The organism is Paraburkholderia sp. DHOC27 (assembly GCF_003429005.1).
In the GTDB taxonomy this organism is placed as follows: domain Bacteria; phylum Pseudomonadota; class Gammaproteobacteria; order Burkholderiales; family Burkholderiaceae; genus Paraburkholderia.
Genome location: NZ_QVQV01000002.1, coordinates 790,562 through 815,885, shown reverse-complemented (window position 1 = coordinate 815,885; position 25,324 = coordinate 790,562). Strand labels below are relative to the sequence as shown.

At 62.0% G+C, this 25,324-nt stretch carries 22 protein-coding genes and 1 tRNA gene; 18 read left to right on the top strand and 5 right to left on the bottom strand.

Annotated features, from left to right (window positions below):
• Positions 1-395 precede the first annotated feature (395 nt).
• From acs to D0B32_RS11755, 4 genes are all read left to right on the top strand, one after another.
• Positions 396-2,378, top strand: a complete 1,983-nt coding sequence (gene acs / locus D0B32_RS11770; RefSeq protein ID WP_117334092.1) for an acetate--CoA ligase — start codon at positions 396-398, stop codon at positions 2,376-2,378.
• A gap of 184 nt (positions 2,379-2,562) precedes the next feature.
• Positions 2,563-2,922 carry a DUF4212 domain-containing protein gene (locus D0B32_RS11765; protein WP_117334091.1) on the top strand — a complete coding sequence of 120 codons (360 nt, stop codon included), beginning with the start codon at positions 2,563-2,565 and terminating at the stop codon, positions 2,920-2,922.
• 4 nt (positions 2,923-2,926) lie between these two features.
• Positions 2,927-4,945 carry a sodium:solute symporter family protein gene (locus D0B32_RS11760; protein ID WP_117334090.1) on the top strand — a complete coding sequence of 673 codons (2,019 nt, stop codon included), beginning with the start codon at positions 2,927-2,929 and terminating at the stop codon, positions 4,943-4,945.
• Positions 4,946-5,026: 81 nt separating this feature from the next.
• Positions 5,027-5,117 (top strand) — tRNA-Ser (locus D0B32_RS11755).
• Positions 5,118-5,223: 106 nt separating this feature from the next.
• On the opposite strand, the gene D0B32_RS11750 is transcribed toward D0B32_RS11755, so the two are convergent.
• The gene (locus D0B32_RS11750; RefSeq protein WP_117334089.1) at positions 5,224-5,532 is read right to left on the bottom strand and encodes a hypothetical protein; all 309 of its coding nucleotides are present in this window, start codon (positions 5,530-5,532) and stop codon (positions 5,224-5,226) included.
• Between the two features lie 153 nt (positions 5,533-5,685).
• On the opposite strand from D0B32_RS11750, the gene D0B32_RS11745 reads away from it, so the two are divergent.
• The 3 genes from D0B32_RS11745 to D0B32_RS11735 all read left to right on the top strand — a co-directional run bounded on the left by D0B32_RS11745 (position 5,686) and on the right by D0B32_RS11735 (position 7,624).
• A complete protein-coding gene (locus D0B32_RS11745) occupies positions 5,686-6,363 on the top strand; it encodes a dihydrofolate reductase family protein (RefSeq protein ID WP_117334088.1) in 678 nt (225 codons plus the stop codon).
• 257 nt (positions 6,364-6,620) lie between these two features.
• Positions 6,621-6,920 carry a DUF4148 domain-containing protein gene (locus D0B32_RS11740; RefSeq protein ID WP_117334201.1) on the top strand — a complete coding sequence of 100 codons (300 nt, stop codon included), beginning with the start codon at positions 6,621-6,623 and terminating at the stop codon, positions 6,918-6,920.
• Between the two features lie 155 nt (positions 6,921-7,075).
• Positions 7,076-7,624 carry a YbaK/EbsC family protein gene (locus tag D0B32_RS11735; protein WP_117334087.1) on the top strand — a complete coding sequence of 183 codons (549 nt, stop codon included), beginning with the start codon at positions 7,076-7,078 and terminating at the stop codon, positions 7,622-7,624.
• Positions 7,625-7,665: 41 nt separating this feature from the next.
• On the opposite strand, the gene D0B32_RS11730 is transcribed toward D0B32_RS11735, so the two are convergent.
• Positions 7,666-8,487, bottom strand: a complete 822-nt coding sequence (locus tag D0B32_RS11730) for an aldo/keto reductase (protein WP_404935549.1) — start codon at positions 8,485-8,487, stop codon at positions 7,666-7,668.
• Positions 8,488-8,863: 376 nt separating this feature from the next.
• Here D0B32_RS11730 and D0B32_RS11725 point away from each other — a divergent pair, with 376 nt between their 5' ends.
• The 10 genes from D0B32_RS11725 to D0B32_RS11680 all read left to right on the top strand — a co-directional run bounded on the left by D0B32_RS11725 (position 8,864) and on the right by D0B32_RS11680 (position 19,295).
• Positions 8,864-9,559, top strand: a complete 696-nt coding sequence (locus D0B32_RS11725; RefSeq protein WP_259294965.1) for a GntR family transcriptional regulator — start codon at positions 8,864-8,866, stop codon at positions 9,557-9,559.
• A 38-nt stretch (positions 9,560-9,597) separates the two neighbouring features.
• Positions 9,598-10,893, top strand: coding sequence for an S-methyl-5-thioribose kinase (gene mtnK / locus D0B32_RS11720; protein ID WP_117334085.1), 1,296 nt, complete (start codon positions 9,598-9,600; stop codon positions 10,891-10,893).
• A gap of 52 nt (positions 10,894-10,945) precedes the next feature.
• Positions 10,946-12,022, top strand: a complete 1,077-nt coding sequence (gene mtnA / locus D0B32_RS11715) for an S-methyl-5-thioribose-1-phosphate isomerase (RefSeq protein ID WP_117334199.1) — start codon at positions 10,946-10,948, stop codon at positions 12,020-12,022.
• Positions 12,019-12,717 (top strand): class II aldolase/adducin family protein, encoded by a 699-nt coding sequence (locus D0B32_RS11710; RefSeq protein ID WP_259294964.1) that lies wholly within the window; start codon positions 12,019-12,021, stop codon positions 12,715-12,717. Before mtnA ends, D0B32_RS11710 begins: the two co-directional genes overlap by 4 nt.
• A 137-nt stretch (positions 12,718-12,854) precedes the next feature.
• Positions 12,855-13,964, top strand: coding sequence for a sugar ABC transporter substrate-binding protein (locus D0B32_RS11705; protein WP_117334084.1), 1,110 nt, complete (start codon positions 12,855-12,857; stop codon positions 13,962-13,964).
• Positions 13,965-14,036: 72 nt separating this feature from the next.
• A complete protein-coding gene (locus tag D0B32_RS11700; protein ID WP_117334083.1) occupies positions 14,037-15,611 on the top strand; it encodes a sugar ABC transporter ATP-binding protein in 1,575 nt (524 codons plus the stop codon).
• Positions 15,608-16,609, top strand: a complete 1,002-nt coding sequence (locus D0B32_RS11695; protein WP_117334082.1) for an ABC transporter permease — start codon at positions 15,608-15,610, stop codon at positions 16,607-16,609. The genes D0B32_RS11700 and D0B32_RS11695 overlap by 4 nt, the downstream gene beginning before the upstream one ends.
• A 103-nt stretch (positions 16,610-16,712) precedes the next feature.
• Complete coding sequence (locus D0B32_RS11690; protein ID WP_117334081.1) at positions 16,713-17,723, top strand: dihydroxyacetone kinase subunit DhaK; 1,011 nt, start codon at positions 16,713-16,715, stop codon at positions 17,721-17,723.
• A 13-nt stretch (positions 17,724-17,736) separates the two neighbouring features.
• Positions 17,737-18,363, top strand: coding sequence for a DAK2 domain-containing protein (locus tag D0B32_RS11685; RefSeq protein WP_117334080.1), 627 nt, complete (start codon positions 17,737-17,739; stop codon positions 18,361-18,363).
• Positions 18,364-18,638: 275 nt separating this feature from the next.
• Positions 18,639-19,295: a hypothetical protein gene (locus tag D0B32_RS11680; protein WP_117334079.1), complete on the top strand. Its 657-nt coding sequence runs from the start codon at positions 18,639-18,641 to the stop codon at positions 19,293-19,295.
• A gap of 110 nt (positions 19,296-19,405) precedes the next feature.
• On the opposite strand, the gene pstS is transcribed toward D0B32_RS11680, so the two are convergent.
• The 3 genes from pstS to D0B32_RS11665 all read right to left on the bottom strand — a co-directional run bounded on the left by pstS (position 19,406) and on the right by D0B32_RS11665 (position 23,809).
• Positions 19,406-20,431 carry a phosphate ABC transporter substrate-binding protein PstS gene (pstS, locus tag D0B32_RS11675; protein ID WP_220444931.1) on the bottom strand — a complete coding sequence of 342 codons (1,026 nt, stop codon included), beginning with the start codon at positions 20,429-20,431 and terminating at the stop codon, positions 19,406-19,408.
• Between the two features lie 153 nt (positions 20,432-20,584).
• Positions 20,585-22,075 (bottom strand): MFS transporter, encoded by a 1,491-nt coding sequence (locus tag D0B32_RS11670; protein ID WP_220444930.1) that lies wholly within the window; start codon positions 22,073-22,075, stop codon positions 20,585-20,587.
• 336 nt (positions 22,076-22,411) lie between these two features.
• Positions 22,412-23,809 carry an MFS transporter gene (locus D0B32_RS11665; RefSeq protein WP_117334196.1) on the bottom strand — a complete coding sequence of 466 codons (1,398 nt, stop codon included), beginning with the start codon at positions 23,807-23,809 and terminating at the stop codon, positions 22,412-22,414.
• Positions 23,810-24,046: 237 nt separating this feature from the next.
• Here D0B32_RS11665 and cls point away from each other — a divergent pair, with 237 nt between their 5' ends.
• Complete coding sequence (cls, locus tag D0B32_RS11660) at positions 24,047-25,309, top strand: cardiolipin synthase (RefSeq protein ID WP_117334077.1); 1,263 nt, start codon at positions 24,047-24,049, stop codon at positions 25,307-25,309.
• Positions 25,310-25,324: the final 15 nt, after the last annotated feature.

The window sequence follows — 25,324 nt, the reverse complement described above, 5'->3', positions numbered from 1 at the left end:
GGCAACGGCGTCCAGACGCCGGGCGCTGGGTCAAATGGCAGGACCCAGGGTATCGCGAGGCGCGAAGGCTTCGGCTAACATGGGAATCCTCCGGGCGCGTGCCGTTGAAGGCCGTGGCAAGGACCAGGAAGGGCAAGCAAGGACAAAGCAGTCTGTGTAAGTGACAGGTAAGTTGCCGCCGCTATCCTGGCGGTAACACTGAAAGCGGGCGGCTTCAATGACGCACTGCCGCATACGCGATCCGCGGTCCGCTGACTGGCTCGCCGACCGGCGGACTGGTCGAAAATCGAACAGTACACGCAACACCGTCGCGTTCTGACACAGCGCGGCACGGGCGCTTCGGTGCACTGGCGCCATCACAGGACTTACGTTTTATCTTCACCAAGGGGTAGTCGATGTCTGCGATTGAATCGGTTCTTCAGGAACGCCGCGTTTTCCCGCCTTCTGCCGCAGCGGCAGCCGGCGCCACGATCTCCGGCATGGACGCGTACAAGGCGCTGGTCGCCGAAGCGGAGCGCGATTACGAGGGCTTCTGGGGCCGTCTTGCGAAAGAGACACTGAGCTGGAGCAAGCCCTTCACCAAGGTGCTCGACGAGTCGAAGGCGCCGTTCTATACGTGGTTCGAAGACGGCGAACTGAATGCGTCGTACAACAGCCTCGACCGCCACGTCGAAGCCGGCAACGGTGGCCGCGTCGCGATCGTGTTCGAAGCCGACGACGGCACGGTGACCAACGTCACCTATCAGGATCTGCTGCAACGGGTCTCGCGCTTTGCCAACGCGCTGAAAAAGCGCGGCGTGAAAAAGGGCGACCGCGTGGTGATCTATATGCCGATGTCGATCGAAGGCATTGTCGCCATGCAGGCCTGCGCGCGTATTGGCGCCACGCATTCGGTGGTGTTCGGCGGCTTCTCGTCGAAGTCGCTGAACGAGCGGCTGGTCGACGTGGGCGCGGTCGCGCTCGTCACCTCCGACGAACAGATGCGCGGCGGCAAGGCGCTGCCGCTCAAGAACATTGCTGATGAAGCGCTGGCGATGGGCGGCTGTGAAGCCGTCAAGAGCGTGATCGTCTACAAGCGCACCGGCGGCAAGATTGCCTGGAATGAAGGACGCGACCTGTGGATGCACGAACTCACCGAGGCCGAATCCGATCAGTGCGCGCCCGAGTGGGTCGGTGCCGAACACCCGCTGTTCATCCTCTATACCTCGGGCTCGACCGGCAAACCGAAGGGCGTGCAGCACAGCACGGGCGGCTATCTGCTGTGGGCCGCGCAAACCCTGAAGTGGACCTTCGACTGGAAGCCCACGGACGTGTTCTGGTGTACCGCCGACATTGGCTGGATCACCGGGCATAGCTACATCGCGTATGGTCCGCTGGCGCTCGGCGGCACCCAGGTCGTGTTCGAAGGCGTGCCCACCTATCCGAATGCGGGCCGCTTCTGGGACATGATCGCGAAGCACAAGGTCACGCTGTTCTACACCGCGCCTACCGCGATCCGTTCGCTGATCAAGGCCGCGGAAGCCGATGCGAAAGTGCATCCCAAGAGCTACGACCTGTCGTCGCTGCGCGTCATCGGCACGGTGGGTGAGCCGATCAATCCGGAAGCGTGGATGTGGTATCACGAGAACGTGGGCGGCGGCCGCTGCCCGATCGTCGATACGTGGTGGCAAACCGAAACCGGCGGCCACATGATCACGCCGTTGCCAGGCGCGACGCCGCTCGTGCCGGGTTCGTGCACGTTGCCGTTGCCGGGCATCATGGCCGCGGTGGTCGATGAAACCGGCCAGGACGTGCCCAACGGGCAGGGCGGCATTCTGGTCGTCAAGCGGCCGTGGCCCTCGATGTTGCGTAACGTGTGGGGCGACCCGGATCGCTACAGGAAGAGCTACTTCCCCGAAGAACTCGGCGGCACGCTTTACCTCGCCGGTGACGGCGCGGTGCGCGACAAGGAAACCGGCTATTTCACGATCATGGGCCGCATCGACGACGTGCTCAACGTGTCGGGTCACCGGCTCGGCACGATGGAGATCGAATCGGCGCTGGTGTCCAATCCGATCGTGGCGGAAGCGGCGGTAGTCGGGCGTCCTGACGATACGACCGGCGAAGCCGTGTGCGCGTTCGTGGTGCTCAAGCGTGCCCGTCCGGAAGGCGAGGAAGCGGTGAAGATCGCCAACGAACTGCGGGCGTGGGTGGGCAAGGAGATCGGGCCGATTGCCAAGCCGAAGGACATCCGCTTTGGCGACAACCTGCCCAAGACGCGCTCCGGCAAGATCATGCGCCGCCTGCTGCGCTCGCTCGCCAAGGGCGAGGCCATCACCCAGGACGTCTCGACGTTGGAGAATCCGGCGATTCTCGATCAACTGGGCGAGTCGCTGTGAGCCTCGCTTGACGGCACAGCTTTGAAGGCAAGGTGTGCGGCGTGCTTCGACGGCCGCCACGCACCACGTCACGCATCACGCCACGCACCTGGCCACGGCGAGCCGGTGTGAACAAACGTGGGCCAGCAGGCACCGCGCGGACAATCCCGATTGCCTGCCCGGTGCCTTTTTGATACATAGGCGCATGGCCGCGCCGCGCACCTCTACTCAATCCACGCTGAACCCGTTGCCCGAACCGCCTCCGGTCTCGGCGGCGATGGCGCGCGCGCATCAGCGTTACTGGCGCTTCAATGTCACCTGCATCGCCGTGCTGATGACGCTCGGTTTCGTGGTCTCGTTCGTCGTGCCGCTGGCCGCGCCGGCGCTGTCACGCCTGCGCTTCGCCGGCTTCAGCCTGCCGTTTTACGTCGGCGCGCAAGGCGCGATTCTCGTCTACGTCGCGCTGATTCTCGCGTATATCGTGCTGATGCGGCGTGCCGACCGCACGCTGCAACGCGCGTTCGAGGCGGACGCCAACGCCGCTGTCACCACGCGCGGAAACTGAGCCGATGACGCTCACGAACCGGCTGATCCGCTCCTACGCGTGCTATTCGCTCGGCTTTCTGCTGTTCATCTACGTCATGTGGCGCATCGAGCAGGTGACCGGGCCTGGCGTATGGATCGGCTACGTTTTCCTGTTCGTGCCAATCGCGGTGTATGCCGTGATCGGGCTGCTGTCGCGCACCTCGGACCTCGTCGAGTACTACGTGGCCGGGCGACGCGTACCGTCCGCTTTCAATGGCATGGCCACGGCGGCGGACTGGCTGTCGGCGGCGTCGTTCATCGGCCTTGCGGGTTCGATCTACGTCACGGGCTACGACGGCCTCGCGTATCTGATGGGGTGGACGGGCGGCTACTGTCTCACCGCGTTCCTGCTCGCACCCTACGTGCGCAAGCTGGCGCGCTACACGATTCCGGATTTTCTCGGCACGCGCTTTTCGAGCAATGCGGTGCGTGGGCTGGCTGCGCTCGCGGCCATCCTGTGTTCGTTCGTGTATCTGGTCGCGCAGATTCAGGGCGTGGGGCTGATTGCATCGCGCTTCATTGGCGTTGATTTCGCGGTGGGCATCTTCTGCGGTCTAGCCGGCATTCTGGTGTGTTCGTTCCTTGGCGGCATGCGCGCGGTGACGTGGACGCAGGTGGCGCAATACATCATCCTGATCTTTGCGATCCTGATACCCGTGTCGATGATTGCGCACAAGGACGGTCTCGGCTGGGTGCCGCAATTCAGTTATGGACGCGTGATGCAGCGTGTGGAAGCGCTCGAGCAAAAGGTGCGCGACGCGCCGCTCGACCAGAGCGTGCGCGCCAACTACCGCTTGCAGGCCGACAAGATGCAGGCGCAGATCGACCGGCTGCCGCAGTCGTTCATGGATGAGAAGCAGCGCCTCACGCAACAGATCGCTGACCTGCGGCGGCACAACGGGCCGCTGCGCGACATCAATACAAGCGAACGCGCGCTGGAGATGTTTCCGCGTGACGCCGACGCGGCGCGCGTCGTGTGGAACCAGCAGCGTGAGTCGCTGCTGATCCGGGCTTCGTCGCCGATCCCGATGTCCGAGCCGTTTCCGGCCATGAGCGCGGAAGACCGGCAAACCCACGAGCGCAATTTTCTGTCGCTGCTGCTGTGCCTTTCATTGGGGACGGCGAGCCTGCCGCACATCCTCACGCGCTACAACACGACCACCTCGGTGGCATCGACTCGGCGTTCAGTCGGCTGGACGCTCTTTTTTGTGGCGCTGTTTTATCTGACCGTGCCGGTGCTGGCCGTGCTGATCAAGTACGAGATCCTGACGAACCTGGTGGGTCATCCATTTACCGATCTACCGCAATGGTTGACGCAGTGGCTCAGGATCGAGCCGAATCTGATCAGCGTGGCCGATGCGAATCACGACGGCATCGTGCAATGGAGCGAGATCCAGATGCAGCCGGACATGATCGTGCTGGCGGCGCCGGAGATTGCCGGACTACCGTACGTGATGTCGGGGCTGATCGCTGCGGGCGCGCTGGCGGCGGCGCTTTCGACGGCGGACGGTTTGCTGTTGACCATCGCCAATGCGCTCTCGCACGACGTCTACTATCACATGGTCGATCCCGAGGCATCGAGCCAGCGGCGTGTGACCATCTCCAAGATTCTGCTGCTGGGGGTGGCGCTGTTTGCGTCGTATGTGGCTTCGCTGAACACAGGGAACATCCTGTTTCTGGTCGGGGCGGCGTTTTCGCTGGCGGCGTCGAGTCTCTTTCCGGTGCTGGTGCTGGGTGTGTTCTGGAAACGCACCACGCGGCTGGGCGCGGTGGCGGGGATGGTGGCGGGGCTCACGGTGTGTGTCTATTACATCGTCTCCACGTACCCGTTTTTTACGCAAATGACCGGCTTCGCGGGCGCGCGCTGGTTCGGCATCGAGCCAATCAGCTCAGGCGTCTTTGGCGTGCCGGCGGGGTTTCTGGTGGCGATCGTGGTGAGTCTTATCGACCGTAAGCCGGACGCCTATACACGGGCCCTGGTGGACTATATCCGGCACCCCTGAGGCTTGCGGGACGGCCGTTTTGGCGTGATTTCGGACGGGACTGGCGCCGGCCCCAGAGTTTGCTATAATTCGACTCCCGCCGGAGAGATGGATGAGCGGTTTAAGTCGCACGCCTGGAAAGCGTGTATAGGTTAATAACCTATCCGGGGTTCGAATCCCCGTCTCTCCGCCAAGGATACATAAGGCTCCCCTCGTGGGAGCCTTTTCTATTTGTGTCTCGCCCAGGCCTTTATCTGGCCCATCGTGCGGCCTGCTTCAACAAGGCCCATCACCCTCATTCAAACGCGCGGCAAATCATCCATCGACTTTTCGATGCACCCATTCGGCACATCGGTATCGATGCCGTCAGGGCCGTTGGTGTGCGCCACGATGCGTATCTTCGGGCCCAGAAATCTCGCGCCGCTGAGCGTGAAAACGGTCCAGCAGACTTCCCCCGCGCGCAGTGCCTGAACGACGTCGCCAATTTCCACCACCTGCGGCGGCGACAACCAGTCGTGCGTTCTGGCGTCGATCCGTGCCCATCGCACGTGAGTAGTGCGGCCCGTGGCGGGATCAATGCGTACGCCGTCGATAGCAAACGTCGCCATAGCGCTCTCCGTCGTGCTGACAAGGAATACCTGCATTATGCGCCGCACGCGAAATTGCCAAAATCCACGCCCGCTTCACAAACCAACGCCGCAAGATCGCGGAACGTCTCTTGCTGGATACTCGATCTTCCACCTGGCACGGAGACCTCGCGCATGAAACCCTATATCGTCGCTCACATGATGTCCTCGGTCGACGGCCGCAGCCTCACCGACGGCTGGAAGCTCCCGTACGTCTTCGGCCTCTACGAAACCACTGCCGCGACTTTCAAGGCCGATGGCTGGATTTGCGGCCGCGTCACCATGCAGGAGGTATCGCACGGCACGGACTATCCGCGTGGTCTTGCTCAAGGTGCGGTGCCGCGAACGAATCACTTAGTCGAGCGCAACGCGGATCAATACGCCATTTCCATTGATCCGCAGGGACGGGTGGCATGGAAAAGCAATACGGCGCTCAAATCGCACGTCATCGAAGTGCTGACCGAACAGGTCGCGGACGATTACCTCGCGTACCTTCAATCCATTGGCGTGTCGTATCTGTTCGGCGGCAAGTCCGAGATCGACCTCGACAAGGTCGTGCAGACCCTCGCGCTCGAACTGGACGTGAAGCGCCTGATCGTGGAGGGCGGGTCGCACGTGAGCGGTGCCTTCGTCAATGCAGGGCTCGTCGATGAAGTGAGCGTGCTGATCATTCCGCTCGTGGATGGCCGCAGCGAGCACCCTTCATCGTTCGAAGTACCAATGAATAAATGGCAGGCGCCTGCCTACCTCAAGCTGACCTCCGTTGAAAAAACAGAACATGACGGGGTCTGGTTGCGTTATACGAAAGCGTAACGGCGCCCGAACGAACAAGTGGGCGCGATCGCATTCAGTTTAGCGTCCTGCCTTCGGGCATGCCGGTATTCATGAGGGCGCAACCGCGCTCCGGCTTCGTTCGCGCCTCATGAACAAAGCTTCACGTGAGCGAAGCGGTACCGACAACTCACTCCGCCTATTCTTAAGTCGCAGCTTTGGCAACGGCGTGTTGCTTGCGTTCGACGCAACACGCCGGATCGCTGAAGCGCGATATCGAGAACTGGAGGAAGACACTCATGAATATCCCATGCAAACTGGCGCTCCCTATTGCGCTGATGATGGCCAGTGCCTGCGCGATGGCCTCGGATCACCTCACGCCGCATCAATGCAATGCGTATCCGTTCAAGACGCAGGGCCCCGTGACGCATCGCGACGTGATGCGCGAATTAACGGAACTCGAAGCGGTGGGCTACCGGCCAGGCGTCGATAACTACGGGCCTGACATCAACGACGCGCGAGCCCGGCTGGCGGCAAAATACAACGAAGACTGCAAGCCCGCTCAACATGCGACGGCGGCGCCGTCGTCGAGTAGTTGATAAGGTATCCGTAACATAAGACTGATTTCAGGTGATACGTTCTTTGCCTTGATTGATCGGCAACGGGCGCGTGAGAGGTCGTGCGTGCAGCGACGAACGCTGCAGCTTTGAAAACGACCCGCTAGAATGACAGCAATATCATTCACGCGCCCGCCATGCACTCACACGAACCCCTGTCGCAACTCGACATCATTCCGCCGGACCAACTGGCGGCCCATTTGCCCGCGCACGTCGTCGCCCACTTGCCGCCCAACGGAGTCACCGTGTTTGCCGTAACGGACGACGCTTCGGACACTGCCGCGTTCAGCGCGCGCTACGGTTTCGGCCTCGAAGATTGCGCCAACACGATCGTCATCAAGTACAAGAAAGACGGCGCCGAACACTATGCCGCGATCGTTACGCTGGGTTCGCTGCGCCTCGATATCAACGGCGCGGTCAAGGCGCATCTCGGCGCAAAACGGCTGTCATTCGCGGCGCGGGAAGTCGCCGTCGAACATAGCGGCATGGAATTCGGCGGCATTACCGCGTTCGGTGTGCCGGAAGACTGGCGCGTGCTGGTGGACGCGGCCGTGATGGAGCGTAAGCAGGTAGTGATGGGCGCCGGCGTGCGCCTCGCCAAACTGCTGCTCGCGCCTGCGGTATTGCGTACGCTGAAGAACTACGAGGTGGCGTCGCTTACGCTGCCGCCGGAAGAATCGGCCTGATCTGCCTTGTGCTCACGCGCGTCGCCTGGGTACGCTGAGATTCACGCGCTGATCGCTGCCACGATCTGTTTGCGCAATGCCGCGTCGGGATAAACGCCGACACCGGCATGCACGTTGTCGATCATGTATTCGGGGCGACCTGTTCCCGGAATCACGCAGGTCACGGCGGGATGCGCGAGCACGAACTTCAGCAACACTTGCGCCCACGACGTGCAGCCAATCTCCGCGGCCCATTGCGGCAGAGGCCGGTTGAGCAAACCGCGCAGCAAACTGCCGCCGCCGAACGGCTGATTCACGATCACGCCAATGCGTCGCTCAGCGGCGAGCGGCAAGATGCGCTCCTCTGCCGCGCGGTCGTCTGCTGAGTAGTCTATCTGCACGAAGTCGAGCCGTTCGCTGCGCATGACGGCTTCAACCTCATCGAAAGCGCCTGACGTGTAATGCGTAATGCCGAGATAGCGAATACGTCCGTCCGCTTTCCACGCTCGCAAGGTGGCGAGTTGCGTGCGCCAGTCGAGCAGGTTGTGAATCTGCATCAGGTCGATACGCGGTTGCTGAAAGCGCCGCATCGATTCTTCCATCTGCGCAATGCCCGCTGCGCGCCCCTCGGTCCACACCTTGGTGGCAACGAACGCTTTGCGATGCGCGTCGAGCCGCGTCAGCAGCGTGCCAGCCACGGCTTCCGATGAACCGTACATCGGCGATGAGTCGATCACCGAACCACCGGCATTGAATAGCACGGTCAGCACGTCGGCGAGACGCGCCTGCGCGGCGGCATCGTCGCCCACGTCGAAGGTGCGCCAGGTGCCGCAGCCCACCACCGGCAGCAGTTCGCCAGTTGCGGGAATCGGGCGCTTGTGCAGCATCGGCAGCGCAGCGGACGGCTGCACGTCAGACGATTGCGCGCTGGCGATGCGGCTCAACGGCCACGTCAGCGCAGCGCCGGCCGCACCGCGCAACCAGGTGCGGCGATGTGCATTGCTTGCGGCAAATCGGGACACGGTCACACCTTCCTCCTCACATGGCCACCCTTACTGGCAAAGCAGTCATGTGGCGGTCATCCACATGCCACGCTGCTGACAAAATCGCATTTAGGGTACCTAACGTTGCAGTGCATCACTAATGATTTTCGAATCCGAAAGTAAGGGTATGCCCCACAAAAATACATCAGACGTCTGATGTATATTGATTTGGTGCAGACTCCAGCCACGAACCATGCGCCTAAGCGTAGATCGGTCCATGAGCGAAAAGATTCAGGAATCTTTATTGACGATGATTCGTGAGCGGGCGCTCAAACCGGGCGATCAGATCCCCACTGAGCCGGAGCTTTGCGAGTTGTTGGGTGTGGGCCGGTCGAGCTTGCGCGAAGCGGTGGCGCAAATGATTTCGCACGGGCTGCTAACGCGCGTGCAGGGCAGGGGCACCTTCGTCAGACAAATTGCGCTGAAACTGCAGGGAGGTCTGGATGATCTGATGTCCGTGACGGATATGATCAAGAGCGTCGGCGCCGTGCCGTCGACGAGTCGCATTCAGGTCAAATCCATTGCTGCCTCGGAGAGCCTCGCCCACAAGCTCGGTTTGCAGGTGGGCGATCCGTGCATGTGGATCGAACGGGTGCGACGCGCCGACGACGCCATTGCGGCCTATTGCATCGACATCGTGCCCAAGGCGATTTTCGATCCCGCGCAGATCGACCTCGGCGAGTCGCTGTTTGCGTTCTTCGCGCGCGCGGGGCTGCGTCTCTCGCATACGCATAGCTCGATCCAGCCCACCATCCTGACCTCGCGCGACCTGCCGGAACTGCAGGACGGCTTCGGTCTTTTCCTGCTGATCGACGAAGTGGATTTCGATCATACGGGCCGGCCGATCTGTTACAGCAACGACTACTACAACAGCAGTATTTTCAAGTTCGATTTGGTACGCAAGCGCCGGTGACGCGCATGCGAGCGGTCTTCTATCCGTAGAGGAGCACCATGGAATTTGAGGCGTTGACTTCTTCCGAGCTGGCGGCGTACCTGCATCGCATTCCCGCGGTGAACGCCCTGCTTGGTGACGACAGCGAGCTGGACGTCGTCGAAGTCGGAGACGGCAATCTGAATTACGTGTATTTCGTCAGCAATGTCCGCACGCCGCAGCAGAGCGTGGTCGTCAAGCAGGCGCCGCCGTTCCTGCGTCTCGTCGGGGAGGCCTGGCCGTTGACGCGGCATCGCATGGAGCACGAAGTCGCGGCACTGCGGCGCTTCGGTGAACTGTGTCCGCAACATGTGCCGCGCGTGTATCACGCCGACAACGAACTGTTCCTGATGGTGATGCAGCGGCTCGCGTCGCATCGCATCCTGCGGCAGGGCTTGAAAGACGGCATCGTCTATCCGAAGCTCGCGGCGCACATGTCCACTTATCTCGCGCGCACCCTGTTTTACGGCTCGGATCTGTTTCTCGACGCCGCTGCGAAAAAAGAAGCGGCGGGCGTTGGCATCAATAGCGAACTCTGCAAGATCACCGAAGAGCTGGTGTTTACCTTCCCGTTCGAGGACCACCCGTCGAACGTGTATAGCGCAGCGTTGCCGAAAGCGGCCATTGAAAGGTTGCGACATCATGTGCCGCTGCGGGTCGCCGCCGCGCAAATGAAATGGGCCTTCATGAACCACGCAGAAACGTTGCTGCATGGTGATCTGCACACGGGCTCGATCATGGCGAATCAGGACGAGACCTATGTGATCGATCCGGAATTCGCGTTTTATGGACCGATGGCCTTTGACGTCGGTGCGCTGCTGGCGAATTTTCTGCTCGCGTTCTTTTCGCGGGAGTGGCACGGTCGCCAGAATGATGGAGACCCGAAGCCCTTTCAGGCCTGGTTGCTCAAGCAGGTGGTCGACGTCTGGAACGGGTTCGCTACGCAATTCGTCGCGCTGTGGCGCGAGCACGAAGAGAGCGCGAATGACAATAGCAAAAACGGCGCGACCGTTACGCCTTTTATCGGCGACGACGCGAACCACGAATGTGCGGAGGCCTATCGGGCCGCCTTCATGCGCCAACTCTTTACCGACACGTTGGGCTTTGTGGGTTGCAAGATGATCCGCCGCGTCGTCGGCATGGCCAAAGTCGCGGAGATCACGTCCATTCCAGATGCCGCCGTGCGCGCGGCGGTCGAAGTGCGCTGCCTGCAATGCGCGGAGGCCTTGCTGGTGCAACGCGAAAGCCTGACGCGCATCGAAGAGGTCATCGAACTGGCCAGTGCATTGCAGATGCAGCGCGAGGTAGGCGTATGAGCCCGTGCGTTCCGACCACGACCCGATTGATCCCACCGATTTCGGAGACCGCATGGCTTCGCCATCCCCTTCGCTGATGCTGCCAGCCACGATTGCCTGGAAAGAGGATGCGCTATATCTGCTCGACCAAACGCGCCTGCCTCACGAAAGCGTGGTCGAGCGCGTGGCGACGGTGGAGGACGTGTGGCGCTGGATTCATGAGTTGCGCGTACGCGGCGCGCCGGCTATCGGTGTAGCAGGGGCTTATGGTTTGTGCGTCGCGATGCAGCCCGTGCGGCAGGCTTCGCGCGAAGCCTTCTACGCCGCGCTGGAAAAGCACGCCGCCTATCTGGATACCGCGCGTCCCACGGCGGTGAATCTCAGTTGGGGTCTCAAGCGGATGGTGCAGGCGGTGCAGCGTTCGCAGGCGGATCGCGCCGAGGCGTTGTATCAGGTGCTGGTCGAGGAGGCGAAGCTGATTCATCAGGAAGACCAGGCAATCTGCGAGGGGATTGCTGTGCATGGTTTGCCGCTCATCACGGCAGGGGCGGGGGTGCTGACGCACTGCAACGCCGGCGCGCTGGCAACAACTGGACTCGGCACCGCCACGGCGCCTTTGTACCTCGCGCATCGCAATGGCGTGGCGTTTCACGTGTTCGCTGACGAGACCCGCCCGCTGCTGCAAGGCGCGCGTTTGACCGCGTATGAACTGCAGCAGGCCGGGCTCGACGTGACGCTCATCACGGACGGCATGGCGGCTTCGATGATGGCGCAAGGTCTGGTGGACGTCGTGATCGTCGGCACCGACCGCGTCGCGGCCAATGGCGACTTCGCCAACAAGATCGGCACGCTGAGCGTGGCCATTGCGGCGCGCTATTTCAACCTGCCGTTTTATGTCGCCTGTCCGTCATCGACGCTCGATCTGCAAACCGCACGCGGCGAGGACATCTTCATCGAAGAACGTCTGGATGGCGAAGTGACGCAACTGGGCGGGCAGGGCATCGCGCCACCCGATATCAAGGTGCGCAACCCGGCTTTCGACGTCACGCCACACGATCTCGTCACCGGCTTCATCACGGAGCGCGGAATCGTGCGCGCGCCGTTCGAACAAAACCTGGCGGCGCTGTTTGCTACGGGAGGCGAGTCGTGACCTCGGACACGAATCCCAACGTGCGAGCCACAGCCGACGCAGAAACAGCGTTGCGCAACGAGATCATCGCAACCATGCGCGAGATGTTGCGTCTCGGCATCAATCAGGGCACCTCGGGCAACGTCAGCGCGCGCTGGCAGGACGGGCTGTTGATTACACCGAGCGGCGTGCCGTGCCATGCGCTGGAAGCGAACAAGATTGTCTGGCTGCCGCTCGACGTAACAGACGATGCGGCCGTGTTTCGTACGCACCGGCCGTCTTCGGAGTGGCGCTTTCATCGCGACATCCTGCGTGAGCGGCGTGATATCAACGCCGTCGTCCACACCCATTCCAACGCGGCGACCGCGCTGGCCATTCACAGTCGCGAGATTCCCGCCCATCACTACATGGTCGCAGTGGCGGGCGGCAATTCGATTCGTTGCGCGGCGTACGCCACCTTCGGCAGTCAGGCGCTCTCTGACAACGCGCTCGCCGCACTGCGGGATCGCACCGCGTGTCTGCTCGCCCATCACGGCGTGATCGCGCTGGGCCGTGATCTGGAGCGCGCATTGTGGGTAGCCAATGAAGTCGAAGTGCTGGCGCAGCAATATCTGCTGGCATCGCAACTCGGCACGCCGCCTGTCTTGTCGGAGGCGGAGATGAACGAGGTGATCGAGCGTTTCAAAGGGTATGGATTGCAGAAGACGCAAACGTAACGAAGCACAAGGCAGAGAAAGTGCGTCAGTGAGTATTCGATTGTTCGGCCGTGCACGGTGCAGGCCGGATTCGGAGAGTAGTTCGTCACATGCGGCATCACACACACGGCTTCATCATTGATAAAACGGAGACGGTTATGGCCTGGAATTCAGCAAGATTCGATGTGTGGGCGAAGTTCGGGACGCCGGCGGCGACGTTGCTGCTGTGCACGGCTGCGGCATTGAGCGGCTGCTCGAAGAGCGACAACTCGTCCAGCAGCACGGCAGCGTCCGACGCCAGTGCGAGTGCCGCCGCGAGTCCGGCTGCGGCGGCGAGCGCGGCGCCCGCGAGCGGCAAGGTCAAGGTTGGCTTCTCGATCGCCACGCTCAACAACGCCTTCTTCGTCGGGCTGAAGGCCGGCGTCGAAAAGGGCGCCAAGGATCAGGGCTTCGATCTGGTCCAGACCAATGCGAACGGCGATGCCCAGCAGCAGGTCAATGATGCGATCAATCTGCTGAGTCAGGGCGTGACGGCACTGGTGCTGAATCCGATCGACTCCAAAGCCATCATCCCGGCGGTGGAAAAAGCCAATTCGATGAACATCCCCGTGTTCATGCTCGATCGCGGCTCGGACGGCGGCAAGGTCACCTCGTTCGTTGCTTCGGATAACGTAGCACTTGGCAAGACCGCAGCGGACTGGATTTCAGATCAGCTCAAGGCCCGCTATGGATCGCCGAAGGGCAACGTGGTCGACCTGATCGGTCTGGTCGGTACCACGGCGGCAACCGACCGCGAAAAGGGCTTTAGCGACGAGATCGCCAAGTTCCCGGACATCAAGGTGGTGGCACGCCAGGAAGGCGCGTTCGACCAGGAGAAGTCGCTCAACGCGATGACCGACATTCTGCAAAAGTATCCGCAGATCGACGCAGTCTTTGGCGCCAACGACGACAACACCGTGGGCGCAGAAAAGGCCATCGACAACGCCGGCCGCTACAAGCCGCTCGGTGACAAGGCGCATATCATGATCATCGGCGCGGACGGTACGGCGCAGGCACTTTCGGCGATTCGCGCGGGCAAGCAGGACGCGACGATTTCGCAGAACCCGATCGAAATGGCGGCCAAGGCCCTGCAGTTCATTGCCGACTACAACGCCAAGAAGGACGTACCGGCGAACTACGCGTGGCCGACCTTGCTGATCACGAAGGACAACATCGACTCGGATGAGACCAAGAAATACGGTCTCTGGTCGGAGCAGGTCAGTCAATAAGCAGCACAGCGCGCTTCGCCGTTCAACAACATGGCAGCGGCGAAGCGCGCGGCAGCATGAAGGGACGCAATCATGAACAGTGAAATGAGCGCGCAGGGCAGCAATGACGCAGCGCTGGCGGCTGCCGCGCGGGCCGGCGCGACGACGGTGCAGGAAGGGCCGCCGTTGTTGCGGATGACCGGCATCGTCAAGCGCTTTCCGGGCGTGGTGGCGCTGCGCGGCGTGAGCCTGGAATTGCGCGCAGGGCAGGTGATGGCGATTGTCGGCGAGAACGGCGCGGGCAAATCGTCGTTGATCAAGACGCTCTCGGGCGCATACGAGCCGGACGAAGGCACCATCGAGATCGAGGGTGAATTGCTGGCGCGCGGCACGCACGCTGCCATCGACGCAGGCGTCGCCGTGATCTATCAGGAGCTGTCACTCGTCAACGACATGACGGTGGCGGAAAACCTGTTTCTGGGCCGCATGCCGGCACGTCACGGCATGGTTCTGCACGGCAAGGCCGACGAGCTGGCGCGCGAGGCGCTGGCTCAGGTGGGTCTCGAATCGGTCTCGCCACGCATGCGCCTCGGCGATCTGCCGTTGAACAAACGTCAACTGGTGGAAGTCGCCAAAGCGGTGGCGCGCGACGCGCGCATTCTCGTGATGGACGAGCCAACCGCCGCGTTGCAGAGCGGCGATATCGCGAACCTGTACGCCGTCGTGCGTCGCTTGCGCGCGGCCGGCATGGGCATCATTTTCATTTCGCACCATCTGGAAGAGGTGTTCGAACTCGCGGATTCCGCCGTGGTGATGCGCGACGGCGCGACGGTCGGTGCCCGGCCCATGTCCGACTGGACCGAGACCGATCTGGTCCAGGCGATGGTCGCGCGCACGCTCGATTCGTTCTACCCGTGGGAGCCGCGCGACTACGGTGAGGTGGTGCTCGAAGCGCGCCATCTGGCGAGCCCGCCGGTCTTGCGCGATGCGAGTTTCAGCGTGCGGGCGGGCGAGATTGTCGGCGTCGCAGGCATTGCGGGCGCGGGACGCACGGAACTCCTCAAGACCATATTCGGCGCGTTGCCGTTGAGCAGCGGTGAACTGCTGATTCGCGGCAAGAAGGTCACGGTGGGCTCGCCCACGGAAGGCGTGCGCAACGGCATCGTCTACACGGCAGAGGATCGCAAACTCGAAGGCCTGGTGCTCGAAGCGAGCATCGAAGAGAACGTAGCGCTATCGAGCTTGCGCGCGCTCGCCACCGCCGGTTTCGTCAGCCGCGCGAAGAAGCGTGAACTGGCGCTGCAGGCCAGCAAGCGCTTTGCGGTGCGTGCTTCATCAGTGGCGCAGATGACGGGCGACCTCTCCGGCGGCAATCAGCAAAAAGTGATTCTGGGTCGTGCCACCGCCACGCAGCCCAAGGTGATCATGCTGGACGAACCGACGCGCGGCATCGACGTCGGCGCGAAAACCGAAATCTACGCGCATATGGTCGCGATGGCGCGTGCCGGGGCGGCGGTCATCATGGTCAGTTCGGAGTTGCCGGAACTGCTCGGCATGTCGGACCGCGTGCTGGTGATGTATCGCGGCAGCATCGTGACGGAGATCCCGCGAGATAAAGCGGACTCCGAAACAGTTATTCAATGGGCTACCACGGGAGTAGGAGCATGACCTCCACCGCAGCGAAGCAATCGGATTCAGAGGCGCTTTCGCGCCGCGTGATCCGCCAATTGCGCAGCGGCATCGGACCGCTGCTGGCGGCGCTGATCGTCATCTGCGTCGTGTTGTCGATCGCCTCGCCGGAGTTTCTCACTACGAGCACGCTCACCAATGTGATGGTGCAGGTGTCGGTGGTGGGGATCGCGGCCGTGGGCGGCACCTTCGTGATCATTACCTCGGGGATCGATCTGTCGGTTGGCTCGGTAGTGGCCTTGAGCGGAATGGTCGCGGCTACCGTGATGGCCGGATCGAAACCGGATGCGTTCGCTCTAGGCGTGGGCGGCCTCGGGGTGGCGCTGGCGGTGGGCGCGGTGGTCGGCGCCTTGAACGGCATGGCGGTGGCGTGGCTGCGCCTCGTACCGTTCATCGTCACGCTTGCCATGATGGCGATGGGGCGCGGTCTCACGCTGGCCATTTCCGATGGCCGCACCAAGTTCGATTTCCCCAATGCGTTCACCGCGTTCGGCGCCAAAACCTTTGTTGGGTTGCCCGCGCCGATGATCGTCATGCTGGTCGTGTTCCTGATCGGCCACGTTTTGTTGCGCAAGACCACCTTTGGGCACCAGGTGTTCGCGGTGGGCGGCAACAAGGAGGCGGCGCGCCTCGCCGGGATTCCCGTCAGCCGGGTGATCTTTTTGACCTACACGTTGGCGGGATTCACGGCGGCGATTGCCGGCATCGTGCTGGCGGGGCGGCTCAATTCAGCGTTGCCGTCGGCAGCAAACGGGCTCGAATTGCAGGTGATTGCCGGGATCGTGATTGGCGGCACGTCACTGGCGGGCGGACGCGGCTCGATTGTGGGCACGTTTATCGGCGTCGTGCTGATTGGTGTGATCAACGTGGGACTTTCGCTGCTAGGCGTGAATCCGTTCTGGACGCAGTTCATTCAGGGCGGCGTGATTTTCGCCGCCGTGCTGCTCGATGCAGTGAGCCAGCGGCACAAGCTGTGAGCAAACATCTTTGAGCAAAAACGTGGGGCGCGCGCCGCGCGCTCGCACGTGTCATAGGACACCCTGCGACGAGTGGATCGGCGCAATCTTAGGAGAGCAAATCGTGAGAAAAATCATCAACCGTCCAGACGATTTCGTGGATGAAGTGGTCGATGCATTGTTGCTGGCTCATCCACACTGGATCAAGGCTGCGACCGCGGATCGACGCGCGCTGGTGCGCGCCGATGCGCCGAAGCAGGGCCGCGTGGGCATCGTGACGGGCGGCGGCTCGGGGCATATGCCGGGTTTTCTCGGCTATGTGGGCGAAGGCTTGTGCAGTGGCGTGGCGGTGGGCAACGTGTTTTCTTCGCCATCGTCGGAGCAGATTTACGAAGCCACTAAAGCGGTGAACGGGGGTGCTGGCGTGTTGTACCTGTACGGCAATTACGGTGGCGACGTCTTCAACTTCGATCTCGCCGCGGACATGGCCGAACCCGACGGCATCGAAACCAAGACCGTGTTGCTAAGCGACGACGTGGCGTCCGCACCCAAAGAGCGTAGTGCGGATCGGCGCGGCGTGGCGGCGATGGTGTTCGCCTTCAAATGCGCGGGGGCGTCAGCGGAACGCGGTGATTCGCTCGACGAAGTGGCACGTATTGCGGCCAAGGCGAATGCGCAGAGTCGCACGATGGGCGTCGGCTTGTCGCCGACCATCTTGCCGGCTGCAGGTAAGCCGACCTTCACGCTGCCCGATGGCGAGATGGAGATTGGCATCGGCATTCACGGCGAGCCCGGTAATCATCGTGGCGCGCTGGAAACAGCGGACGAGATCGCGGACCGCCTCACCAATGCCATTCTCGCGGATCTCGCCGCGCCGAAGGGCGCGCGCGTCGCCGTGCTGGTGAATGGTTTGGGTGCCACGCCATTGGAGGAACTGTATCTGCTGTATCGACGCGCTGCGGCGAAGATCGGCGAGCAGGGGTTGACCATCGCGCGCTCCTACGTGGGCGAATACGTGACGAGTCTGGAGATGGCGGGCGCGTCGATCACGATCATGCATCTCGACGACGAACTCGAAGCGTTGCTGCAGGCGCCGGCCAACTCGCCGTTCTTTCGTGAAGGGACGCAACTTTGAAGGGGAAGATGCGATGAGTATGAGCTGCAATGAATTCAGGGCGCTCGTCACCCGCAGTCTGAGCACGCTACCCACGCACGCTGACGAGCTGCGCGAACTCGACGCTGCGTTAGGCGACGGCGATCTTGGCATCACCGTGCAGGTGGGCTCTGCTGCGGTGATCAAGGCGTGGGCGGCGCTGCCGGATGAGGCGACGCTTTCCGAGGCACTGGTCGCGGCCGGCAAGGCGTTTTCGACCGCCAACCCTTCCACGTTCGCGGCGTTGATTGGCGGCGGCTTGCTGGCGGCGGCGAAAACGGTAACGGGGAAAGACGCGCTTGGCAAAGCGGAAGCGCTCGACATTGGCCGCGCGGTAGCGGCGAGGATTGCCGAGCGCGGCAAGAGCAAACTAGGCGACAAGACCGTGCTCGATGCGCTGGTGCCGAGTCTCGACACACTCGAAGCGACTGACGGAAACGCTGCGCAGGTGCTCGCTGCAATGATCGACACGGCAAAACAGCAGGTTGTGGCCACAACGGATCTGCAGTCGCAGAGGGGCCGGGCGGCGTGGGTGCAGGAGCGCAGCGTGGGGCACGCGGATCCGGGTGCCACCGCGTATCTGCGGTTTCTGGAGGCGTTGCGGGGGGCGGTGGGGGAGTGAGTTGGGAATCAGGCGGAGCGTCGTTGTCCGCGTGATTGGGCACGCAGTGAGCCGGGTTGCGCAAGCCCGGCGCGTGCAGCAAATAGACAGACGCTTCAATCACTTGATTCAATTGCTAGCGGGTTATCCACATCCTTATGAACGGTTTCTGTGGACAATTCGTCGCCTCCCGTAACCCATTGCGGACGAGTCACGCGAGCATCTCCACACCGTTGCGTAAAAAAACCATATAAACCGTATATACTGTTTATATTGTTTATGACGTGGAGATGACAATGAATGAACCTCGCATCAAAAAGCCGACCGACAAGACGTTTCACTTTCCGAAGAGCGCCAAGACGGTAAGCGTCGCTGACGAGAAGAAGGCTGCTGCACCGGCAAATGGAACCGTAAGCGAAAAAGCCAGCGCGGAACCGAAGGCGTCGCGCCGTAAGGCCGTAGCCAAGGTCGAAACCGGCGCCAAGGCGGCACAGAAAGCTGCACCGAAGGCAGCATCGAAAGCCGCTCCCGCAGCGAAAGAAAAAACCGCCGCGAAGACCAAACCTGCAGCTAAGCCGCAAGCCGTGGCTAAAGAAAAGACCGCCACGAAGAAAGCCGCCGCACCCAAAACGGCCGCCGCCGTGAAGAAACCGGCCGCCCCGAAAAAGGCCGCAGCGTCTGCGAATGAGGCCGCAACGCCAAAGCTCAAACGCGCAAAGAAGGAAGTAGAGAAGAAAGAAAAAGTCGTGCGCGACAGCTTCACGATGCCCAAGTCGGACTACGCGAAGATCGCCACGCTCAAGCAAAAGTGCCTGGATGCCGGCGTGTCGGTGAAGAAGAGCGAGGTGCTGCGCGCGGGTCTGCTGCTGCTCGAAGGTGCAAGTCTGGACAACCTGCTGACTGCGATTGCCGCGGTCGAGACCGTCAAGACCGGACGGCCGTCGAAAGAGTAAGCGTGCGTGGCTTCGTCACGAAGCGGAGACAGCAACGCAACTGCGTCACGCAACGGCGCCACGCAAATGCGTCGCCGTCTCGCATCGGACAAAGCGCGTCTCGAAGCCCGTCACCTGATCGTCTGGATCTGCGCCTGACTCAACTCCCACGTATGCGGCGGGAGCGGGATGAAGTGCACGGTGTCGAGATACGCTTCGTTCGTTTCTGATGGCACGATCGCCCACAGCAGGAAGCGGCGCACCGCTGCGGCAGTGGTCGGGTCGGGCTGCTTCGTCGAAACCACCGCATACTCGTAATTGACAAGCGGGTACGCGCCCGATGCCGGCGCGAACACCAGGCTCAGGCGTTCATCCGGCGGGGTACGCGGACCCAGCGAAGCCGCGCCCGCCGTGATCGTGTCCTTGCTCGGCAGCACGAATTCTCCTGCGCCATTCTTGAGCGCCACCGTGCCGAGTTGCGCGGCCGCCAGCTTGTCGGTAAAGCTCACGCCCACATAGCCGATCGAATAAGGCGTGTTTTGCAGCGTCTGCAACATGCCCGTGTTGCCCGTAGCCGTCATGGCGCCCGGCGCATTCGGCCACGAGATCGTGGTGCCGTAGCCATGATCGCTTTCCCACGACGGCGTCGAGTAGGAGAGAAACTGGGTGAACACGAACGTGTCACCCGAACCTTCGGCGCGGCGAATCGGCACGATAGCGTGATGCGGCAACGACACCCCCGGATTCAGCGCCGCGATCTGCGGCGCGTCCCAGTCGCGCACCGTCCCCGTGTAAATCGCCGCAATGGTCGGCCCATCCAGCTTCAGATGCGTGCCGTTCAGCCCCGGCACGTTGTAGTTGATCGTCTGCGCGGCGATGGCAAGCGGCACGTTGATGATGTCAGGATGCTGGCGGATGTCGGCGTCGGACATATACGCGTCGGACGCACCAATGTGCACCTTGCCCGCCAGCACCTGCTGGATGCCGGCCTCCGAGCCCGTCGCGCCCGCCGTGATGTGAACCCCCGGATGCGATTTCGTGTACGCATCCACCCACGTGGTGAACAAGGGGTAGAGCAGGGTCGAGCCGGTCTCGTTCAGCGTGAGGTCCTGCGCGTAGGCCGATACACCTGTCAGCGGGGTCAGCGAAGTCAGCAAGGTCAACGCGGTCAGGCAAACGCCGACGGCGGTCCGTCTTCCCCGGCGCGCTCTCGTGGCCGTTCTGGTTCTCTGGTCTGTCATGCAAGTCTCCAATGGCGATGGGACGTCCGCGTCTGTGCGGCGCGTCGATGCGTGGGATTGCCAGCGCGTCTAGCGCCCGATCTCGTCGAGGCTGACGCCGTTCGTTTCAATGCGAAACAGCCACGTAACCACCGCACCCAGGATCGACGTGCCTACCAGGATGTAAAGCAGCGGCCCGGTGCCGATGCCGGTCAGCAGAATCGGAAACAGAAACGCCGTCGCGACCGCGCCGATCTTGCCCACTGCCGCGGCAAATCCCGCCCCTGTACCGCGAATTGCCGTGGGGAATACTTCGCCTGCCAGCAGATAGGTCTGTGCGTTCGGTCCCAGGTTGGTCATGAAGTTGAACAACATGAAGCCGGCAAAAATGATGATGGTCTTGTTCGAGCCGGTGAAACTGTCGGAGAACGAAGCAATCAGCAACCCGGCGGCGCAACCGATGAAGCCGATCACCTGCAACCAGATGCGCCCCACCTTGTCCGCGAGAATCACGGCGAAGATGATGCCCACGATCAGCAGCATCGTGATGAGCGCCGCGCCCTTGGCCGCGAGAATGTCGTTCAGGATCAGGTCCGCCACGCTGCGCACATGGTCGGGCTTGGCGCCGAATGCCGCGCCGAGGATGGTCGGCGTAAAGATACCGATGCCGTACGTGCCTAGATCCTGCAAAAACCACGGCACGGAAGCGAGGATCGTGGCGCGCAGATTACGCTTGGCGAACAAGGCCATGAAGCTCTGCTTGCCACCGTGACCGCTGGCCGCCAGATCGATCTCACGCGAGAGCGCGATACTGGTCGGATACTGCGGCGTGCGTACCAACAGGCGGCGCGCGGCGACTTCCGCGCGGTCCACTGCGCCGCGAATCTGCAGCCAGCTCGGGCTTTCGGTAATGAAGAAGCGGCCAATCGTCACCGCCAGTGCCGGGATGATCGCGGTGCCGTACATCCAGCGCCACGCATCGAGATTCGGCACGGTGGAGAGCACCAGAAAGCCGACGGCCGTGCCGCCGAGTGCGCCAAGCGCCTGGAAGCCGAATGCCGCCAGCACCAGTTTGCCGCGGCTGGTACTCGGAATGCTCTCCGAAATGATCATGTGCGCGGTGGGGTAGTCGCAGCCTAGCGCGACGCCGAGACCGAACAGGCAGATCACGAGCGAGACGAAGTTGGTGCACATCACCAGCAGCACGAGGAACGCGACGAAGATGATCATCTCGACAATGAACATCCGTTTGCGGCCGAAATAGTCGGACATGCCGCCCAGACCGACGGCGCCCACCAGAATGCCCATCAGACTCGCGGCACTGATCAAACCGTTTTGCGCGGCACTGATGCCGAATTCGCGCGAGATGAGCGGCAGCGCAACGCCGGTCATGAAGACCACGAAGCCTTCGAAGAACTTGCCGGCCGCCGCAAGTGCCCAGATGCGCCACTGCATGCCGGTCATCGGCACCGAGTGCAGACGGGTGCCGTCCGGCCAGATGGGATGTTCGTCGATGTATTGCTGGACCGATTTGATGCTGCCAGGGACCCGCAGCCGGTCGGTATCTGCCGCTTCTTGCATCACTCGCTCCTTATTGGATTGCCGTTATTGCGCCGGCATGGAGATGCTGGCGGCCTGTCGCTTATTCGCGCATCGTTGCCCGATGCTTGAGACTGAACGCTTGCGTGCGCGTGGGTGGCACAGACATCGTGTGTGGCGTGCTGCGCGTTTACCCGAGTGCGCCGTGGGGTGGTGTGGCGCGGCGCGGGCAAAGCTGCGCCCGGGCCAAATCCCTATCGTGTCGCCGCTGGGTGTCGCGCAGATGACATAAAGCGCAAAAGAAGTGCGTGACGTATCGTCAGATTTAAGCGGGAATGCGAGGAATGGATGGTGCGGCGCAGAATGCGCCGCGACGAATCACCCGCGGCTGCCGCGTGAAATCTCTTCGCCGGCACGATGCGGCAAGCGCTGCGTAACGGGAATGGACGCGAACGAGCACAGTCCCACTACGAGGAAGGCGGGCCAGAAGTCCGACCACACGACATGCGTGTGTCCATGCATCATCCGTGAAATTTGCAAAACGATGCCGCCCACCGTCACCCCGAGGCCCAGCGACATCTGCTGGATCACGCTGCCCAGGCTGGTGGCGCGGCCCACGTCGCGGCTTTCAATTTCCGCGTACGTCAGCGAATTCAGGCTGGTGAACTGCAACGCAGGAAAGAAGCCGCCCAGCAGTACCACGAACCAGATCAGCCACACGGGCGTACCTGGGAAGAACGCGCCGCAGATTGCGATGGCAATGCCCGAGAGCGCCGCGTTGAAAATCAGCACGGTGCGAAATCCCCACTTGCGCAATACCGTAGATGCCAGCGTGCGCATGAAGATGCCGCCAAACGCAGACGCGCAAGTGATCAGCCCGGATTCGAAAGCGGTTTTGCCGAGCCCTTCCTGCAACAGCAGCGGCAGCAAAAACGGCAATGCGCCGAGGCCAATACGGAACAGCGAGCCGCCCAGCACGCTCGCCTGAAACGTGGGAATACGCAGAAAGCGCAGATCGAGCAGGGGCAGTTTCACCCGCATCGAGTAGGGTACGTAGACCAGCAGCATGAACGCGCCGCATACGCACATGCCAATGGCGTTGCTGTTCGAAGTCATCTCGCCGCCGATCAGCGAGAGTCCCAACAGAAACAGCGCCGCGCCGCCCGCCGACAAAAAGAAACCAACCCAGTCGAGCGGGCCCGGATGCGGTTCGCGCGTGTTGACGATATGGCGGTTGGTCAGATAGATGCCGAGGATGCCGATGGGCACGTTGATGAAGAAAATCAGCCGCCAGTGCAGATACGTGGTGATGAAACCGCCAAGCAGCGGTCCTGCCGCCGGGCCGAGCATGGCTGGCACGCTGAGGTAGTTCATCGCGCGAATGAACTCGGATTTGGGCACCACGCGGAAGATGATGATCCGTCCCACCGGCACCATCATCGCGCCGCCCACGCCCTGAACGAAACGCGCCAGCGTGAAGGGCGCCAGTGAACTGGACGCTGCGCACAGCAGCGAACCGGCCACGAAAATGCCGATTGCGGTGCGGAAAATGGTGCGGGCGCCGAAGCGGTCAGCGAGCCAGCCGCATACGGGAATGAACACGCCGAGCCCGACCACGTAGCTCGTCACGGCAATTTTCAGCGTGACCGGATCACGCCCGAAATCGCGCGCCATGGACGGCAACGCGGTCACGATGACATTCGCATCGACACTCTCCATGAACATTGCGCATGCAACGATGAGCGGGGCAAGGAGAGCTTTCTGGACAGATGTCATGGAGTGCAGCGCGCGTTCGGAGACCAGCAGAACCGCGATTATGGCACTGGAGTGCGACACTTTGCGCTGAAGTGTTCCCTACATGAGCATGCGTAGAGCGCTTGAGCGGAGCGTCTTGACGGCCACGTTAAGCAAAGATGAGCAAAGTTGACCGGCGCGGCACAAACTCTGCTACCTGTCGGTTGTCTTTCACGCGGCTCGCGTCATGAACCACCGCGAGCCAATACGAGCCCACGCATGCTGACGATCGTCATTACCGCCGTTGTCACCCTCATCGTGGTGCTGGTCATCTCGAACCTTTCCACCGGCGAGAAGAAGATCGAGCACAACATCGAGCGGCTCTATCGCAGCGACGATCCGCAATTTGTACGCTCGATGAGCCTGCTGCTCGGACCGCCTGTCACCTCGGGCAACCGCTTCGAGGTGCTGGTGAACGGCGACAGGATTTTTCCTTCGATGCTCGACGGCATCCGTTCCGCGCAACACACCATCACGTTCGAGACGTTCATTTACTGGTCCGGGGAGATCGGCGAGCAGGTGGCCAGCGCACTTGCCGAAAAGGCACGTGCGGGCGTGGCGGTGCATGTGCTGCTCGACTGGGTCGGCTCGTCGAAGATGGATCATCGTTACCTGAAGATGCTGAGCGACGCGGGTGCCGAGGTGTTTCGCTTTCACAAGCCGCATTGGACCGGACTCGGACGCATGAACGATCGCACGCACCGCAAGCTGCTGGTGATCGACGGCCGCATTGGCTTCACGGGCGGCGTGGGCATCGCGCCCGAATGGACGGGTAACGCTGAGGATCCGAAGCATTGGCGCGACACGCATTTCCGCATTGCCGGCCCAGCGGTCGGTCATATGCAGGCGGTCTTCATGGACAACTGGATCAAGGCGAGCGGCAACGTGCTGCACGGGCCGCACTATTTCCCTGAGATTCCGCCGTGCGGCGAAGGTGTCGCGCATATGTTCAGCAGTTCGCCCTACGGCGGTAGCGACGACATGCAATTGATGTATCTGATGGCGATCACGGCGGCCACGGATACGATTCACCTGGCAAGCGCCTATTTCGTGCCGGACAAACTCACCATCAACGCCATTGTCGAAGCCGCGCGGCGTGGGGTGAAAGTGCAGGTGCTCACGCCCGGTCAGCGCATTGATACACATACGGTGCGCGAAGCATCGCGTGCCTGCTGGGGTGATCTGTTGCGTGCGGGCGTGGAGATGTACGAATATCAGCCCACCATGTTTCACTGCAAGCTGCTGGTGGTGGATGAGTATCTGGTTTCGGTGGGTTCCACCAACTTCGATAGCCGCTCGTTCAAGCTGAACGACGAAGCCAACCTCAACATCTACGACCGCGACTTTGCCAAGCAGCAGACCGCGATCTTCGCCAACGATTTGACGAAGTCGCAGCGCATCACGCTCGAGGACTGGCTGCACCGCTCGACCAAAGAAAAGCTGATCGAGAAGGTCGCGGCCTTGCTGGATTCGCAGCTTTAGCGCGCGGCGCTTTCA

What these genes read in the sequence shown, in the direction of transcription:
- acs (WP_117334092.1), top strand. Translation starts at nt 396, where the DNA reads ATGTCTGCGATTGAATCGGTTCTTCAGGAACGCCGCGTTTTCCCGCCT.
- D0B32_RS11765 (WP_117334091.1), top strand. Translation starts at nt 2,563, where the DNA reads ATGGCCGCGCCGCGCACCTCTACTCAATCCACGCTGAACCCGTTGCCC.
- D0B32_RS11760 (WP_117334090.1), top strand. Translation starts at nt 2,927, where the DNA reads ATGACGCTCACGAACCGGCTGATCCGCTCCTACGCGTGCTATTCGCTC.
- D0B32_RS11750 (WP_117334089.1), bottom strand. Translation starts at nt 5,532, where the DNA reads ATGGCGACGTTTGCTATCGACGGCGTACGCATTGATCCCGCCACGGGC.
- D0B32_RS11745 (WP_117334088.1), top strand. Translation starts at nt 5,686, where the DNA reads ATGAAACCCTATATCGTCGCTCACATGATGTCCTCGGTCGACGGCCGC.
- D0B32_RS11740 (WP_117334201.1), top strand. Translation starts at nt 6,621, where the DNA reads ATGAATATCCCATGCAAACTGGCGCTCCCTATTGCGCTGATGATGGCC.
- D0B32_RS11735 (WP_117334087.1), top strand. Translation starts at nt 7,076, where the DNA reads ATGCACTCACACGAACCCCTGTCGCAACTCGACATCATTCCGCCGGAC.
- D0B32_RS11725 (WP_259294965.1), top strand. Translation starts at nt 8,864, where the DNA reads ATGAGCGAAAAGATTCAGGAATCTTTATTGACGATGATTCGTGAGCGG.
- mtnK (WP_117334085.1), top strand. Translation starts at nt 9,598, where the DNA reads ATGGAATTTGAGGCGTTGACTTCTTCCGAGCTGGCGGCGTACCTGCAT.
- mtnA (WP_117334199.1), top strand. Translation starts at nt 10,946, where the DNA reads ATGGCTTCGCCATCCCCTTCGCTGATGCTGCCAGCCACGATTGCCTGG.
- D0B32_RS11705 (WP_117334084.1), top strand. Translation starts at nt 12,855, where the DNA reads ATGGCCTGGAATTCAGCAAGATTCGATGTGTGGGCGAAGTTCGGGACG.
- D0B32_RS11700 (WP_117334083.1), top strand. Translation starts at nt 14,037, where the DNA reads ATGAACAGTGAAATGAGCGCGCAGGGCAGCAATGACGCAGCGCTGGCG.
- D0B32_RS11695 (WP_117334082.1), top strand. Translation starts at nt 15,608, where the DNA reads ATGACCTCCACCGCAGCGAAGCAATCGGATTCAGAGGCGCTTTCGCGC.
- D0B32_RS11685 (WP_117334080.1), top strand. Translation starts at nt 17,737, where the DNA reads ATGAGTATGAGCTGCAATGAATTCAGGGCGCTCGTCACCCGCAGTCTG.
- D0B32_RS11680 (WP_117334079.1), top strand. Translation starts at nt 18,639, where the DNA reads ATGAATGAACCTCGCATCAAAAAGCCGACCGACAAGACGTTTCACTTT.
- D0B32_RS11670 (WP_220444930.1), bottom strand. Translation starts at nt 22,075, where the DNA reads ATGCAAGAAGCGGCAGATACCGACCGGCTGCGGGTCCCTGGCAGCATC.
- D0B32_RS11665 (WP_117334196.1), bottom strand. Translation starts at nt 23,809, where the DNA reads ATGACATCTGTCCAGAAAGCTCTCCTTGCCCCGCTCATCGTTGCATGC.
- cls (WP_117334077.1), top strand. Translation starts at nt 24,047, where the DNA reads ATGCTGACGATCGTCATTACCGCCGTTGTCACCCTCATCGTGGTGCTG.